The following is a 14,217-nucleotide window of genomic DNA, read 5'->3' as shown; positions in this document are numbered from 1 at the left end:
AAACGTCCTCCTATTAGTCGTCGTCAACTTCACCTGATGGTTTTTTCCAAAGGTGGTAAACGACGTAAATATGGTGGCTCTACCACAAGACATGGGTTCCGTAAAGGAGATTTAGTTTCTTCTCCCAAAGGAATTGGTTATATTAGTGGAGATACCGAAAAACAGTTATCTGTAAGCGATGCCAATGGTCAACGATTGGGACAGATAGCTGTTAGCAAGATTCAGTTAATCCGTCGTTCTAACGGTTTAATTGTTTCTCACTGACTTATATAAAGCCGCCCTCCGCTATCGCTAAAGGGCGGGGTTTCAGACCCAATTTTTCGATGAGGGGGAGAAGAAAAATCCCGACTAGAAGATGCTTGTTGTTGAAAAAATCCGTAAAAAATAGTTACGCTCCTGTATAATACGCTAAAATCCAGAGAAATAGCTTTTGCCATGGCGACTACAGAAGCATTGAACCCCAGTCAGTTCGCATTCTTAACCAACCTCACCGCTGATCGTTCAAGTTCACCCAACCCACAAGAAGAAATGGACAAAGTTATCATTCTCGTTAATGCCGAAGCTCAAGCCAGTGGTCAGATGTCTCGGCTATCGCCCGTTACCGAAAAGATGGTGATTGCCTTAAAAAATGCGGTTCCTAAATCCTTGGCGGTGGAGGTGACGGGGACGGCTTCTTTGTGGTCAAAAATGGAGTCGGGTAAAACCAGCCAAAATAATTTAATCTGGTGTCCCTTAACAATTCAATTGCCCAATTGGGTGAATTTTCCGGGTAAAAAAGTTTATCAAGCTTGTCGGGATATCGAGGAAAGACGCGCTTGGGTTGCCCATACCCTGCACTATAAAACCAGTCAGGGAGATTCTTCTTTTGGGGATCTTTGGTTGCCGATCACGGTGACATCTAAGGGTTTAGAATACGGTGAGGTAATCGGGGAGGGTATGATCCCTAATGCCTACAGTCAACCGATTAGTCTAGAAAGAGAGAGTCTTAAGTCTTTACACCGGCTGGCAGCGCAATTACTGGATAATTTACAGGCTCCTGCTTCTGTTTATTTGCTACAGTTTCGTTTGGCTCATCGGGAAGTGGTTTTTGATCGTCTCTGGCCTTTTCCTGCCGCACCAGCGATCGCTTCCCTGCGCGGTCAACAGACGGATCTCTATGCAGCCTACTGGAATTGTTTACGTCGGCAAGCAATGGTCGATCATTCCTTGGCAATTTAAAAGCACTGTCTAGCAGTAATCTATTAAGTTGACAAAAGGGATACTTTAGCAGAATATTTAGCGTAGCAGCCGCCATAAAAACACGGCTTTTGTCCGTTCAAACTCTCGAAAATGCCGAAATACTCGCTAATTATCCCGATTTATAACGAGGAAGAAACCATTCCAGAACTCTATCGCCGTGTCAGTGACGTCATGGATAGTTTAGATGATTCTGTGGAACTGATTCTGATTAATGATGGCAGTCGGGACCGTTCCTTAAATTTAATGCGGGAACTACAGGAAAGAGATGCTAGGGTCTGTTACATTAGCTTTGCTCGTAACTTTGGCCATCAGGCTGCAGTAACGGCAGGACTTAATTTTGCTAGGGGTCAAGTTATTGTTGTCCTCGATGCCGACTTGCAAGATCCACCAGAATTGATTCCCAAAATGATTGAGTCTTGGCAAGCAGGTTATCATGTGGTTTACGCCCAGAGAACAAAACGGAAAAAAGAAAGTTGGTTTAAACGCCTAACTGCCTACGTTTTCTATAGATTGCTGAGACAATTAGCCGACGTGGATATCCCTGCGGACACGGGGGATTTTTGTCTGATGGATCGTCAGGTGGTGGAGGTCTTAAATTCTATGCCAGAACGGAATCGTTATATTCGCGGTTTGCGCGCTTGGATTGGTTTCCGACAAACTGCTGTTAAATTTGAGCGGGATCCCCGGTTTGCTGGGGAAGTCAAGTACACTTTTAAAAAATCCCTAGCTTTAGCGATTAATAGCTTGGTGTCTTTTTCTAAGATTCCCCTGCGTCTTTCCACTTATTTAGGCTTATTTTCTGCTTTAATTGCCCTGTTGATGGCTTTACTGGTTCTCTACTGGCGCTTACAGCAACCCGAATCTCCCGTTACTGGTTTAGCTACTATCTTGATCGCTGTGTTTTTCTTGGGTTCGGTACAATTGATCAGTATTGGCATATTAGGGGAATACATCGGGCGAATTTACGAAGAAGTTAAAGGCAGACCCGCTTATACGATCGCTGAGATCGCTGGGTTGGAAATCAATTAAACTTTCCCAACAACTATCAATTAATTCTTGTCGATTGATGACCTACGGACAAATAAACTTATGATAGACCAGAAAAAATATTTACCCGATCGATCGGCCGCTAATTTCGGCAAGTTTTTGATTATCACTATTTTAGTGATCGGTATGGGATTGCGGTTTTTTCATATAGAGCAAAAAGTCTATAGTGCCGATGAAGTGAGAAGTATTATGCGTTTTTCGGGATACACGACTCAAGACGTGCGGGAGCAGGCTTTCAACGGTGAAATTATTGGTCGGAAAGACCTACAATATTTTCAACATCCTCATTCCGAACGCTCTCTATCCGATGCCTTGCGTTCTCTGATGGGGAATCCAGAACATCCTCCCCTATACCATTTGTCAGCGCGTTTCTGGATGCAGTTAATCCCCATCGAACATTCGGCCAGAACTTTCTCGATTTTCTTAAGTATCTTAGTCATTCCTTGCCTTTATTGGTTATGCCTAGAATTGTTCGATTCCTCCCTAACAGGCTGGATAGCGATCGCTTTATTCGCTGTTTCTCCCTTTCAGATGCTTGTGGCTCAAAATACCACCCAGTATAGTCTCTGGACATTGACAATTCTTTTATCAGGAATTGCTCTTTTACGAGCAATCCGTAAAAATACGCTTAAAAGTTGGCTCTGGTATAGCCTGAGTTTAGCCTTGACTTTTTATACTCATTTATTTTCTGCTACCGTCGCCATCGCCCAAGCTTTATATGTGATTCTTCTCGAGAGATTGAAAATTACAAGAACAGTTGTTAGCTATATATTGGCAGCTGTTGGCAGCTTAGTTTTATTTAGCCCTTGGCTATTCGTGATTTTTAGCAACCTAGACAAAATTGATCGCAATACCCAATACTATCGACAGTTTAAGACTAATATCATCGAAATATCTCAAACCTTATTTCGTCATACTGGTCATGTATTTGTGGATTTCTTTCACCGCAAAGGAAAATTAGAATCGACTTTTCATCTATTAATATTATTGTTAGTGGTCTATTCTCTTTATCATCTCATCCGATACGCATCGCCGAAAGTTTGGTTATTCCTCATAACTTTGATTGTTGTTCCGACACTGTTTCAAATTGTACCTGATTTATTAAAACCATCGATCCGCTCCCTACAAGCTAGATATTATCTACCGGTTTTTCTGGGAATGCAGATGGCTATATCCTACCTGATTGCCAGTTATATCGGCTCAAAATCCCCAAAAAATTGGCTGCACTATTTAGGACAACAAATCTTGCTAATTTTCCTGCTACTAGGTATAGTATCTGGTGTATTTCTGGGGTTAACTCCTGATGCGGGTTTAGACGATCAACGAGGTACAGCCAGTGGAGCCAATCTAGAAATCGCCCCTGTTTTAAACTCCATGACCAAGCCGATAGTTATCAGCGATAATACCCCTAGTTTCTTTTTGGCATTATCCTATTTAGTTAACGATCGAGTTAAGTTTCAATTATTTCAGAATGGCGATGTGGAATCCTGGCGGCAAAAACTCAATCTCAAGGAATTAGCCCAAAATTATAGTAATATCGTCGTGGCACATCCCGAAGAAGATTTTGTTAACTTCTTAAATGAGCAATACCCCATTCGTACAAAAAAATTAGCAGGGGCGCTAATAGAAATTAAACTCCAGTAACAGAGAAAAACTGTCTAACTTTGCCCACAACAGCGATCGATCCCCAAACTATCTAAAATTAAATCACTGACGGCGTTAGCGATGGCAAATTCACTATAAAAACTTTCGCGGAAATCAAAAGCTTGCATCTCGGTAACGATCGCAATCACCAAGTTACCGAGATCGTTTTCCCCTTCCAAACGCTGACGCAGAAAAATTTGACTAGCACGTTCAGCGATAGTTTCATTAATAGCTTCGGGAATAAATTCTGCATCTAACCAACGATGTAAAGCGGTGCGCAGCCAAGTTTGTTCCTGTTGGGGATTTTCGATCGGTGGTAAAGTGATAGGCGGAATTGGTGCGGGATGATCAGGCATAATTAGAGAATGATCAGGCTACGAGACTGAATTCTTGGGGGGAGTCGTGGATATCGCCTCTATTATACAAGGATACGCACGCGGTTACTTTCTCATGGCCGATGAGGGGGGTCGATTGGATTGGTATTCTAGTAGAAATCGCGCTCTTATCCCCCTCGATCGGCGTTTTAGGTATCCCAAGTCCCTAAAACGAGTTTTGAATCAAAATCGCTTTAGCGTGGCTATTAACCGCGATTTTGCTGGGGTTTGTGCCGGTTGTGCCGATCGCTCGCTGACTTGGATTTCCCCGGAGTTAATCCAAATCTATCAGCAATTACACCAGGCTGGTTGGGCCCACAGTTTCGAGACTTGGCAAGGGGATCAATTAGCGGGAGGGATTTTAGGTTTGGCAATTCGCGGGGTTTTTATCGGGGAATCGATGTTTTATAAAATTCCCGATGGTTCTAAGGTAGCCATGGTCAAGTTAGTCGAACACCTCAGAGAACGGGATTTCTGTCTATTTGATGCCCAAATGCAAAATCCCCATCTGGCTAGATTTGGGGCCTATACTATCTCCGAAAAAGAATATCATCCCCTACTTGAAGGAGCTCTGTTGAAGCATTGCCATTTTGTTTAAGTAGGGTTTGCGGCAAAAAGCTTTTCCTGGGGGCAGGGTCTGGGGTGTGGGGTGTGGGGTGTGGGGTTTCATCGATTTTTAGGTGGTCAACTACCTAATTTTCAGGGAAAAAGTCCAGGAATTTTCCCCCCGATCCCCGCAATGGCTGGCACTTTTTGAGGGGAAAAAAGTCCAAAAGTCTTATCCAAAAAGGTTTTTAGATTTATTCAGCAGACCCTAAGTATTGTTTCCGATTGTGGCAGTCATCTTAATAGTGAGGTACTAATTTTTCGTTTTGGGGGGCCAGTCGTCACGATTCGGTCGTCAATAGCAAATTAGGTTATACTTCATCTTTAAGAAAAAAGCTGTAAGAATCGACCTCGAAAATGTCTTGACCATCGAACCCGATTCGAGGTATTCTATCAGGGTAGATCAGACAGTAATGAAATTCAGATTTAAATTGGCAATGTTAAACCAGTTAAGAATTCTAATTGTTGATGATAATGAAATAGATCGGATCGCCGTGCGCCGATTCTTAAGAACATCGGAGATGGCGATAGAAATAACAGAAGCCGCTGACTATCAAGAGGCTAAAGAACAGATGTCCAATAATCTTTTCGACTGTATGTTTATCGATTATCTTCTACCCGATGGAGATGGTTTGACTTTGGTGCGGGAAATTCGGCAACAGGGACTTAAAATACCCCTAATTGTCTTAACCGGTCACGGAGACGAAGAAATTGCCGTAGATATGATGAAAGCCGGTGCTTCCGATTATCTGAGTAAATTTCGTCTTTCTGCCTTGCGCTTAAATCAAGCGATGCGAAACGCCCTACGCATCTATGAAGCGGAACAAGAAGTGACGATTGCCAAACAAGAAAAAGAGCAATTGGCTAGACAAAAAGAAGATTTTGTTTCGAGGATGACCCACGATTTGCGAACTCCCTTAGTGTCTGTCAATCACATATTAGAACTATTTCAAGAAGGTTTATACGGTGAGATTACTCCCGAAATGAGTCGAGTCATTCATGTGATTATTCGCAGTAATACAAATCTCTTGGAAATGGTTAATAATCTTTTGGAAGTTTATTGTTATGAAAACGGCGAAAAGATACTTAATTTTACTAAATTAAAGATTATCGATATTCTCGAAGAAGTCTGTCAGCAGTTAACTCCCCTTGCCCGAGAAAAAGGACTAGAATTAAGCTTAAATGCCGAAAATGCTGGGGAAATTTTCCTAACTGGCGATCGCTTGGAACTGCGGCGCGTTTTAACCAATCTCATCGGCAATGCGATTAAATTTACCCAAAAGGGTGATGTGAAAATTCATCTCATCCCCGCCACAGAGGAAGATACTTTTGTCACCATTGTCGTCGAGGATACTGGTATAGGCATTTCAGCAGAAGAACTACCCCGGATTTTCGAGCGCCTGTACTCCGGTTCCCCAGACAGTTCCAACAATGGGTTAGGACTTTATCTCTCCCGTCGCATTATCGATGCTCATGGGGGAACTATTGCCGTCACCTCAGAATTAGAACGGGGTACTAGCGTTTCTGTCCGTTTACCTGTCTAGAAAGATCGATAATAGAAAAAATACTTTCTGCCGATCGGTCACTGTTAATGGCTTCTAATTGGGATATCCTGTTAATACAAGCGGCGCGTCAGGGCAATCTCGCGCGGGTTCAAGCTTTACTGAGTCAGGGGGCAAATGTCAACGCCACCGATAGCCAAAATACTACGGCTTTAATCTATGCCGTGCAGGGGGGTTATGGGGAAATTGTGGCAATTTTGCGAGAATTTGGGGCTGATATCAACAAAAGTAAACAACCTCAAGGTTTAACCCCTCTCATGTTAGCGGCTGCCCTCAATCACAGTGAAATCCTTGCTCAATTAATCGCCGCCAGTGCTAATGTCAATCAGGTCAATCAAGATGGTACACCAGCACTAATGATCGCCGTTTATAAGGGTCATACAGCGATCGCAGAACAGTTATTAACCGCCGGCGCTCGGGTCAATATGCGCGATCAGGATGGAGATACGGCTTTATCTGTAGCGATCAAACAAAATTACGCCGCAATTGTCCATTTACTGCTCGATCGTGGTGTAGATGAAGAAATCTGTCAAGAAGCTTGGTTAGAGGCTCTCAACGCTAATCGCCCAGAAGTCCTCGAATTGTTTATTAACCGTGGTATGCCCCTCGATTCTCCCACTTTATCCGGGGAAACTCCCCTAATTTTGGCTGTAGAGAGGGGAAATCTCGGCAGCGTACAAACTTTACTGCAAGCGGGAGCCAATCCAAACATCAGCACGGAGGAGGGAGAAACTGCCCTGATGATCGCCGCTGCTGAGGGATATTTCGATATTGTCCGACTTTTACTCGCTCAGGGGGCCCGTGTTAACAATCAAAATCAGGCTGGGGAAACGGCCCTGCATTTAGCCACGATCGAAGGACATTTAGAGATCGTTCAGGCCCTACTACAAGCTGGCGCTTTTGTCAATCACCGCAACCATTTTGGTGATACACCCTTGCTTATCGCCACGGTGCAGGGATACGAAGCGATCGTTTTAGAATTGTTAAAACAGGGAGCCGACCCTAACCTAACTCAGCAGGGAGAAACACCGTTAACTTTAGCTTTACAGCGCCAATTTACGGAAATCTGCCGTTATCTCCTCGACTACGGGGCTAATGCCAACGCCGTTTATCCCGATGGCAAAACCGTCCTCATGAAAGCTTGTGAGGACAATAATAGTCAATTGGTGCGCTGGTTAATCGATATCGGTGCCGATGTCAATAAACTCGATTTTAGCGGCGCTTCCCCGTTAATGTGGGCGAGTTATCACGGTTGTCTCGACACGGTTAAAGTTTTGTTAGACGGGGGAAAGGTGAACTTAAATCAGAAAAATCAAGGGGGAATGACCGCTTTAATGTTAGCTAAATTTAATCACCATCAGGCGATCGTTTCTTTATTACAACAAGCAGGAGCGATCGAGTAAGCTGCCCACGCATTTAAATTGCTTGTGGAGATGAGGCGATCGGCGATCGGCAGGTTTTAGGGTTTTAGGGTTTTAGGGTGTTAGGGTGTTAGGGTTTTAGGGTTTTAGGGTTTTAGGGTGATAGGGTGTTAGTTGAAATTCCCCCACTTCCCCACTTCCCCACTTCCCCACATCCCCACTTCCCCACTTCCCCACTTCCCCACTTCCCCACTTCCCCACATCCCCACGAGAAACTTTTTGCCCCAAACCCAAGATAGTCAACAGCTGACCATGACCACGGTGATATTATCAGAACCGCCGGCTTCTTTGGCCGCTGCCACTAAATTCTCGACAATTTCCTGACAATCGGCACCGGTTTGCAAATAATCGCTAATTTCCTCGTCGGACAGTTCTTCCGTCAAACCATCACTACAGAGAATTAAACTATCGCCGGATTGCAGATCGAGGGGAGATACCGTCACTGGGGGCAAATCGCGACGACCGAGACATTGAAATAAAATATGTCGCCAAGGGTGGTTTTTCGCATCTTCTTCGGACAGATCGCCCATTTTTATCGCCCTAGCTATCCACGTATGATCTTCCGTCACCTGTTCTAATTTTTGCTCACGAAAGCGATAGAGACGGGAATCACCAATATGGGTGTACCAAGAGCCATCATCTCGGACGATAGCCATGACTAGAGTTGTCCCCATGTCCTGTCTTTCGGGATGTTTCAGTTGATCTTCAATAATCTTCTCGTTAGCGACGGTAATTGCCTCCTGTAGCAATTCCCCAGCAGTCAGGGGCGAATTCCAGTGTTCTTCTAGATGAGCTTGGATAGTTTCAGTGGCGATTTGACTAGCTTCCTGGCCCCCCGCATGACCTCCCATACCATCAGCAACGATAAAAAAGCGCCGATCGGGGTCGATATAATAACTATCCTGATTAACCGATCGCACTACACCAGGATCGGTCATTCCTCCAAAAGAAAGATTGTTCATCGAAATTTCTGCTTTTAACACAATATTTATTATCCCGCAATCAATTACATCATGCGATCCTGACGTTCAATTTTTCGCCAAAGTCTCACAAGAGCTATCCCCGGCAGCAGGGAAATCGCCATCGGCACTAAAGTTAACCAACCAAAACCACTGACGAATAGAAGCGTCGCTGAGATAAGTAAAGCACTGACCAGTAAAGTATAGTTGGTTCCCATTTGAATCATACCCAATCGCCGCAAAAGTCGATCGGATTCGCTGGAACGGACCCGGACACGGATATCACCCCGTTCTAATTTTTCGATCGTATCATCGATGCGTCGGGGTAAACTCAGGGCGGTGCTGCTCACTTGGGCTGCTTGTCGTCCTAACTCATCGAGGATATTACTGCCATTATTTCCTGTCATATCATTTACTAATTGCAGGGCAAAAGGTTGGGCCACTTCCATGAAGTTAAATTCGGGATCGAGTCCTTTGCCTACCCCTTCCAGGGTAGAAAATGCTCGCATGACGAAGGTAAAGGTAGCGGGAAAGCGAAAAGGCTGATCGTAGGCGATTTCATAGAGATCATCGCTGATAGAGGCCACGGACTGTTCCTCAAAGGGTTTATCCATGAAGTTATCGAGCATATACTGGATCGATCGCCGCACTGCTCCCATATCACCATTAGCAGTTAATGCTCCTAAATCCACCAGAGAAGTGACCACGCGATCGGCATCTTTTTGGGCAATTCCCAAGAGAGTCTGCATTAATTTTTCGCGCACATTGGTCTTAATTTGTCCCATCATGCCGAAATCGTAGAAAATTAAGGAACCGTCACTATCAACGGCGATATTGCCGGGGTGAGGATCTGCGTGAAAAAAGCCCTTATTGAGTAGTTGAATTAGATAAGCTTTTGCCCCTAGTTTAGCCAACAATTTGCGATCGAGTCCGGCCGCTTCTAGGGCTTCATAATGACTGATTTTGATGCCGGGGAGGTATTCTAGGGTTAAAACCCGGGGAGAGGTGTAGCGCCAATAGACTTTCGGTACTTTCACCCAATCTTCCCCGCGAAAATTACGGCGAAAAGTGTCGGCATTACGACCTTCATTGAGATAATCGGTTTCTTCCCAGAGAATTTTACAGCATTCTTCATAAATACCCGTCCAATCGCGACCTTTACCCCATTTGGGATGATTTTGGAAGTATTGGGCGATTTTTTTTAGGATGGTCAGATCGATACTAAATAATTTTTTCAATCCGGGCCGTTGGACTTTGACCACCACATCTTCCCCGCTCTTCAGTTGGGCCCGGTGAACTTGCCCTAAACTAGCGGCTGCTAGGGGAATAGGATCAAAGCTTTTAAAGAGTTGATTGAGGGGTTTACCGAGGGATACCTCGATAATTTTGCTGGCCTGTTCGTAGGTAAATGCGGGAACCTGATCCTGTAGTTTCGAGAGTTCTTCCACATATTCGAGGGGAAAAAGATCGGCCCGGGTGGAGAACAGTTGACCGACTTTAATAAAAGTTGGACCCAATTCTAGCATGGTTTCCCGAATCCAAGCGGCTTGTTTTCTGCGTCTGCTGGCGAGTTTTTCCTGGCTATAGCCGCCGTTATAGCTCCATTTTTTACCGTTGAGCCAGAATTGATAAAGTACAGTCAGAACGAATCGCCAAATATCTAGACGACGACGATTGATGGAATAGTTTTCTCGATTCCAACGATAGCTATTTTTGGCGACTTGGAGGGCCGGCATTGCTGGGTTTAACTCTAGGGTAACGGGGACGGGTAGAAGGGCTGACACGCAATTTTTGGGGCTTTAAAGCGACTAAAAGAGGGTTTTGGGTTAATTCCGGTAGTTTTTTAGTTCCGAGCGCAATTGGGCGATTTCGGCCCGCATTTCGTCGATGTTTTCCTGCACATCGGCACTGGAGGAACCACTGGAGTCTGTACCAGTATATACTCCCTTTTCCATGGCTCGATCGGCTCTCATTTGCACTTCTTCGACGAATTGCCGCAGGTTTTCCCGTTGTTCGGCATCAAATTTGCCTAATTCGCTTAAAGCGTTGGTAAACGCATCTTCTAGCTGTTCACTGACCACTTCAGCGATCGCTCGTCCGAGGAAAAAGGCGTGAATAACGGGGTTAGTCATAATCTTAAATGGATGTTTTCGCTTGCTGGGGTTTGTGGACGGGAAAGGCGATAATAAATTCCCTAACTACTAGGTTAGGCGACAGAACCAGAAAAGGCAAATCGTTTTTCTGAAAACGGAGGTGAGACCAAATCCGTTTTCAATAGTGTGATTAACTCTCAAGTTATGAATTGTGTCTCCCTTCTCCCCACAACCCACACCCCACACCCTACACCCCAATCTCCTATGCCTTTTAAACAGGATTTAGTATGAGACGGGGGGTTAATCGACAAAATTAGGGGAAAGAAAGGGCGCTAATACCATTTTTCTTTATTCTTGGCAGGCATCTTACCCCCCCTTGCCCCCCCGACGTCGGGGGGGTTGGGGGGGTGGGGGGTTAGGGCGATTAACCATCTCTGCCATTACTTATGAAAAATGGTATAAGGGAGCAAAATCCAGTCCGATCGCGTCGAGAATTATCGCTGAAATCAACCCGATTAGCGAAATAATAGTGTCATCAACAATATCAGCCTCCTGGAGAGTTAAGATGCTCAGAAAACGTTTATTAATCCCCTTAATATTATCCCTAGTCACTTTTGGTTTAGTGGTGGCCTGTAATTCCGGCACTCCCACCAGTCAAACTAACCCCAGTCCCGCAGAAAACGCCGCCACTGCTGCTATTCCCATCGGTGCAGCTTTGGCTCAAACTAGCAATCTCGCCCTATTGGGACAGGAACAGGTGATCGGTGTCAAGATGGCTGAAACATATTTTAATAAAAAGGGCGGAGTCAATGGAACACCGATTAAAGTTATTATCCAGGATGTGGCCGGGGATGAACCGGGGGCGATCAACGCCATTAATACCCTAATCACTCAAGATAAGGTGGTGGGTATTCTCGGTCCGTCTCTGTCCCAGCAAGCTTTTGCCGCTAGTCCGATCGCCGATCGAGCCAAAGTTCCCATTCTCGGCCCGTCTAACACGGCTAAAGGTATCCCCCAGATCGGTGAATATGTGGGTAGGGTGTCTGCTCCTGTGGCTGTGGTCGCTCCCAATGCAGTTAAAACCGCTTTAAAAATCGATCCCAAGATTAAAAAAGTGGCTGTCTTTTTTGCCCAAAATGATGCTTTTAGTAAATCGGAAACGGAAACTTTTCAAGAAACCCTAAAGAGTTTAAATCTTGATATTGTCACCGTGCAGAAATTCCAAACCACCGATACAGATTTTCAAAACCAAGCCACCGCCGCTATTAATATGAAACCGGATTTAGTGGTTATTTCTGGTTTGGTTGCTGACGGGGGCAATTTGGTCAAACAGTTGCGACAATTAGGCTATCAGGGGTTAATTATTGGGGGCAATGGTTTAAATACTTCTAATATTTTCCCGGTTTGTCAAGCTCAATGTGATGGCATTATCATCGCTCAAGCTTATAACCCGGAATTAGATAATCCTATTAATCGGGATTTTGTCGCCGCTTATACAGCAGAAAATAAAAAAGCACCGCCCCAATTTACCGCTCAAGCTTTTACGGGAATTCAAGTTTTTGTCGAGGCCTTAAAACGAGTAGATGATAAAAATAAACTCAGTACACTTTCCCTCGAACAAATTCGCCAACAATTAAATCAGGAAATTTTAGCGGGTAAGTATGTCACTGTCTTGGGAGATATTGCTTTTACTCCCGAAGGGGAAATCATTCAGGATAAATTCTCCGTGGCACAAATTAAAATGGATGCCGATGGTAAAAATGGTAAATTTACTTTTGTGAAAAATTAATCAGTAAAGGGTTCTTCTCGTTTCCACCTCGTTGCCAGGCTCTCCCTTGCAACGCATTTCCAGAGGTTCTAGCTCTTGTGTAACCCATCAGGGAAGGGAGGGAGACTCTCCCTTTTCTCATGGCAATCTAGAACCTTGGCACGAGACAAAAGGAATAGGATCAAGGTTATTTCTGTGTCTTTTTCTTATTTTTGCGGGACTTATTTTTTCTGACTATTCTTAGCAAGTTTCCGCTGCAGGCCGGTACCGAATCCGATAACGGTTACTAAACCTAACATGGCTAGGGGTTCAGATTCGGGTACGGGTACAGCTACGGTACTCACTTTTAAATTATCAAAGGCAATATCAGAACTGACGTTAGGGGTCCCAAGTATCCCCAAAACCTCAAGAGTGCTTTGACCACTGGTTGCCGTAAATGTGAAATTACCCGAGCTATTGATCCCGACTGGACCGGAATTACCGAGCAAAGTACCCCCAACTCCATTTCCATTAAAGGCATTCACCTTTAGGGCATGAGTGCTAGACACACCACCTTGGACGGTAGTAAAATCCACTTCATAGGGGTTGCCAGCAATAGTATTTAAAACGGTAAAAAAACTGCCGCTAGTGGTCGAACCGCCAAACAAAATGATACTTGGGGTAAAACCAACAGAAATCTGCCCTTGATTAACCGTGTAGGTGATGGTTCCACCAACATCAGCAACACTCGTAAAAGTGTTAGGTGGATTTACACCGGTTCCCGTCGAAGGATTAGTGGTGGTATATGAGTCCTGCAATACAACAAGAGGCAGGGCCTGGGCTGAGTTACTCAATCCTAAAAATCCTACCAACAGAGTAGAACTGGCAATTGATAAGCAGGGCTTTACCCCCTCCCAGAAATTGATAAGTTTTGCCAAACTAAGCATGGTACGGCTCCGATAATAAGTGAAGTGCCGTCCGTACCCTACAGCATTTAGGTAGAAATGTCAAGGCATTAAAACGGGTAGATGATAAAAACCATACCTCGTAAGCATTTGCAGAGGTTCTAGCTCTTGTGTAACCGATCAGGGAAGGGAGGGAGACACTCCCTTTTCTCATGGGAAAGTGGAACCTTGGCACGAGAAAAATATAAAGATTTTATTAAACTGTATTTAAAAATACAATACTGTGGTGGAAAGTGTGGTGGTTAACCATCCGCCAGTCTTTGGTCTTAGACTAAATCTGGTTATTAAAGACTGATTATTTATTCTTCCTTTTGCCTCTTGCAAGAGTGCCTATTGCCTGTCCTGATATGTAGCCTATACTCAAAGGATTTGTGCGAAACGTTTAGGCAAGAAATAAGGAACCGAATGCCTGAAATAATCGCCTAGTAAGGTCTTCAGTCCCCTGACTGAATCTAACAGGTCAACCCTGACCAACCTTATAACTGTTTATATGTCCCGACGTTTAGTATCACATCGATACCAAACTAGGCAAGGGAACTCAAGGTCAATACACTTGTAAT

The 14,217-nt window shown here is 44.4% G+C and carries 13 protein-coding genes and 1 pseudogene; 8 read left to right on the top strand and 6 right to left on the bottom strand.

Annotated elements, in window-relative coordinates:
• From O9324_RS06025 to O9324_RS06010, 4 genes and pseudogenes are all read left to right on the top strand, one after another.
• A pseudogene (locus O9324_RS06025) lies at positions 1-264 on the top strand (hypothetical protein); the annotation flags it as partial.
• A 171-nt stretch (positions 265-435) separates the two neighbouring features.
• Positions 436-1,218: a hypothetical protein gene (locus tag O9324_RS06020; RefSeq protein ID WP_193957269.1), complete on the top strand. Its 783-nt coding sequence runs from the start codon at positions 436-438 to the stop codon at positions 1,216-1,218.
• Positions 1,219-1,329: 111 nt separating this feature from the next.
• Positions 1,330-2,268: a glycosyltransferase family 2 protein gene (locus tag O9324_RS06015; protein ID WP_288139726.1), complete on the top strand. Its 939-nt coding sequence runs from the start codon at positions 1,330-1,332 to the stop codon at positions 2,266-2,268.
• A gap of 60 nt (positions 2,269-2,328) precedes the next feature.
• Positions 2,329-3,930, top strand: coding sequence for a glycosyltransferase family 39 protein (locus O9324_RS06010; RefSeq protein WP_288139725.1), 1,602 nt, complete (start codon positions 2,329-2,331; stop codon positions 3,928-3,930).
• Positions 3,931-3,944: 14 nt separating this feature from the next.
• On the opposite strand, the gene O9324_RS06005 is transcribed toward O9324_RS06010, so the two are convergent.
• Positions 3,945-4,286: a DUF8822 family protein gene (locus tag O9324_RS06005; protein WP_002767794.1), complete on the bottom strand. Its 342-nt coding sequence runs from the start codon at positions 4,284-4,286 to the stop codon at positions 3,945-3,947.
• Between the two features lie 34 nt (positions 4,287-4,320).
• Between O9324_RS06005 and aat the strand changes: the two genes are divergently transcribed.
• The 3 genes from aat (at position 4,321) to O9324_RS05990 (ending at position 7,875) form a co-directional block, all read left to right on the top strand.
• Entirely contained in the window at positions 4,321-4,902 is a 582-nt protein-coding gene (gene aat, locus O9324_RS06000; RefSeq protein ID WP_288139724.1) for a leucyl/phenylalanyl-tRNA--protein transferase, read from the top strand.
• Positions 4,903-5,347: 445 nt separating this feature from the next.
• Positions 5,348-6,454, top strand: a complete 1,107-nt coding sequence (locus tag O9324_RS05995) for a hybrid sensor histidine kinase/response regulator (RefSeq protein WP_353851684.1) — start codon at positions 5,348-5,350, stop codon at positions 6,452-6,454.
• A 20-nt stretch (positions 6,455-6,474) separates the two neighbouring features.
• Complete coding sequence (locus tag O9324_RS05990; RefSeq protein WP_353851683.1) at positions 6,475-7,875, top strand: ankyrin repeat domain-containing protein; 1,401 nt, start codon at positions 6,475-6,477, stop codon at positions 7,873-7,875.
• Between the two features lie 96 nt (positions 7,876-7,971).
• Here the strand turns inward: O9324_RS05990 and O9324_RS05985 are convergent, their stop codons facing one another.
• The 4 genes from O9324_RS05985 to O9324_RS05970 all read right to left on the bottom strand — a co-directional run bounded on the left by O9324_RS05985 (position 7,972) and on the right by O9324_RS05970 (position 10,984).
• Positions 7,972-8,136 carry a hypothetical protein gene (locus tag O9324_RS05985; RefSeq protein WP_288139721.1) on the bottom strand — a complete coding sequence of 55 codons (165 nt, stop codon included), beginning with the start codon at positions 8,134-8,136 and terminating at the stop codon, positions 7,972-7,974.
• Positions 8,133-8,855 carry a Stp1/IreP family PP2C-type Ser/Thr phosphatase gene (locus tag O9324_RS05980; RefSeq protein WP_288139720.1) on the bottom strand — a complete coding sequence of 241 codons (723 nt, stop codon included), beginning with the start codon at positions 8,853-8,855 and terminating at the stop codon, positions 8,133-8,135. The genes O9324_RS05985 and O9324_RS05980 overlap by 4 nt, the downstream gene beginning before the upstream one ends.
• Before the next feature lie 44 nt (positions 8,856-8,899).
• Positions 8,900-10,588: an ABC1 kinase family protein gene (locus O9324_RS05975; protein WP_288139727.1), complete on the bottom strand. Its 1,689-nt coding sequence runs from the start codon at positions 10,586-10,588 to the stop codon at positions 8,900-8,902.
• Between the two features lie 90 nt (positions 10,589-10,678).
• On the bottom strand, positions 10,679-10,984 hold the full coding sequence (locus tag O9324_RS05970) for a DUF6825 family protein (RefSeq protein ID WP_002742311.1): 306 nt from the start codon (positions 10,982-10,984) through the stop codon (positions 10,679-10,681).
• Between the two features lie 526 nt (positions 10,985-11,510).
• On the opposite strand from O9324_RS05970, the gene O9324_RS05965 reads away from it, so the two are divergent.
• The gene (locus O9324_RS05965; protein ID WP_288139719.1) at positions 11,511-12,734 is read left to right on the top strand and encodes an ABC transporter substrate-binding protein; all 1,224 of its coding nucleotides are present in this window, start codon (positions 11,511-11,513) and stop codon (positions 12,732-12,734) included.
• A gap of 200 nt (positions 12,735-12,934) precedes the next feature.
• Here the strand turns inward: O9324_RS05965 and O9324_RS05960 are convergent, their stop codons facing one another.
• Entirely contained in the window at positions 12,935-13,639 is a 705-nt protein-coding gene (locus tag O9324_RS05960; RefSeq protein ID WP_288139718.1) for a PEP-CTERM sorting domain-containing protein, read from the bottom strand.
• Positions 13,640-14,217: the final 578 nt, after the last annotated feature.

Origin of the sequence: Microcystis sp. LE19-84.1B (assembly GCF_027531875.1) — a bacterium.
In the GTDB taxonomy this organism is placed as follows: Bacteria; Cyanobacteriota; Cyanobacteriia; order Cyanobacteriales; family Microcystaceae; genus Microcystis; species Microcystis panniformis.
This window is presented reverse-complemented; position numbering and strand designations above follow the sequence as displayed.

Coding starts and splice junctions, on each gene's coding strand:
- O9324_RS05995 (WP_353851684.1), top strand. CDS start 5,348: ATGTTAAACCAGTTAAGAATTCTAATTGTTGATGATAATGAAATAGAT.
- O9324_RS06005 (WP_002767794.1), bottom strand. CDS start 4,286: ATGCCTGATCATCCCGCACCAATTCCGCCTATCACTTTACCACCGATC.
- O9324_RS05975 (WP_288139727.1), bottom strand. CDS start 10,588: ATGCCGGCCCTCCAAGTCGCCAAAAATAGCTATCGTTGGAATCGAGAA.
- O9324_RS05980 (WP_288139720.1), bottom strand. CDS start 8,855: ATGAACAATCTTTCTTTTGGAGGAATGACCGATCCTGGTGTAGTGCGA.
- O9324_RS06015 (WP_288139726.1), top strand. CDS start 1,330: ATGCCGAAATACTCGCTAATTATCCCGATTTATAACGAGGAAGAAACC.
- O9324_RS06020 (WP_193957269.1), top strand. CDS start 436: ATGGCGACTACAGAAGCATTGAACCCCAGTCAGTTCGCATTCTTAACC.
- O9324_RS06010 (WP_288139725.1), top strand. CDS start 2,329: ATGATAGACCAGAAAAAATATTTACCCGATCGATCGGCCGCTAATTTC.
- O9324_RS05970 (WP_002742311.1), bottom strand. CDS start 10,984: ATGACTAACCCCGTTATTCACGCCTTTTTCCTCGGACGAGCGATCGCT.
- O9324_RS05965 (WP_288139719.1), top strand. CDS start 11,511: ATGCTCAGAAAACGTTTATTAATCCCCTTAATATTATCCCTAGTCACT.
- O9324_RS05960 (WP_288139718.1), bottom strand. CDS start 13,639: ATGCTTAGTTTGGCAAAACTTATCAATTTCTGGGAGGGGGTAAAGCCC.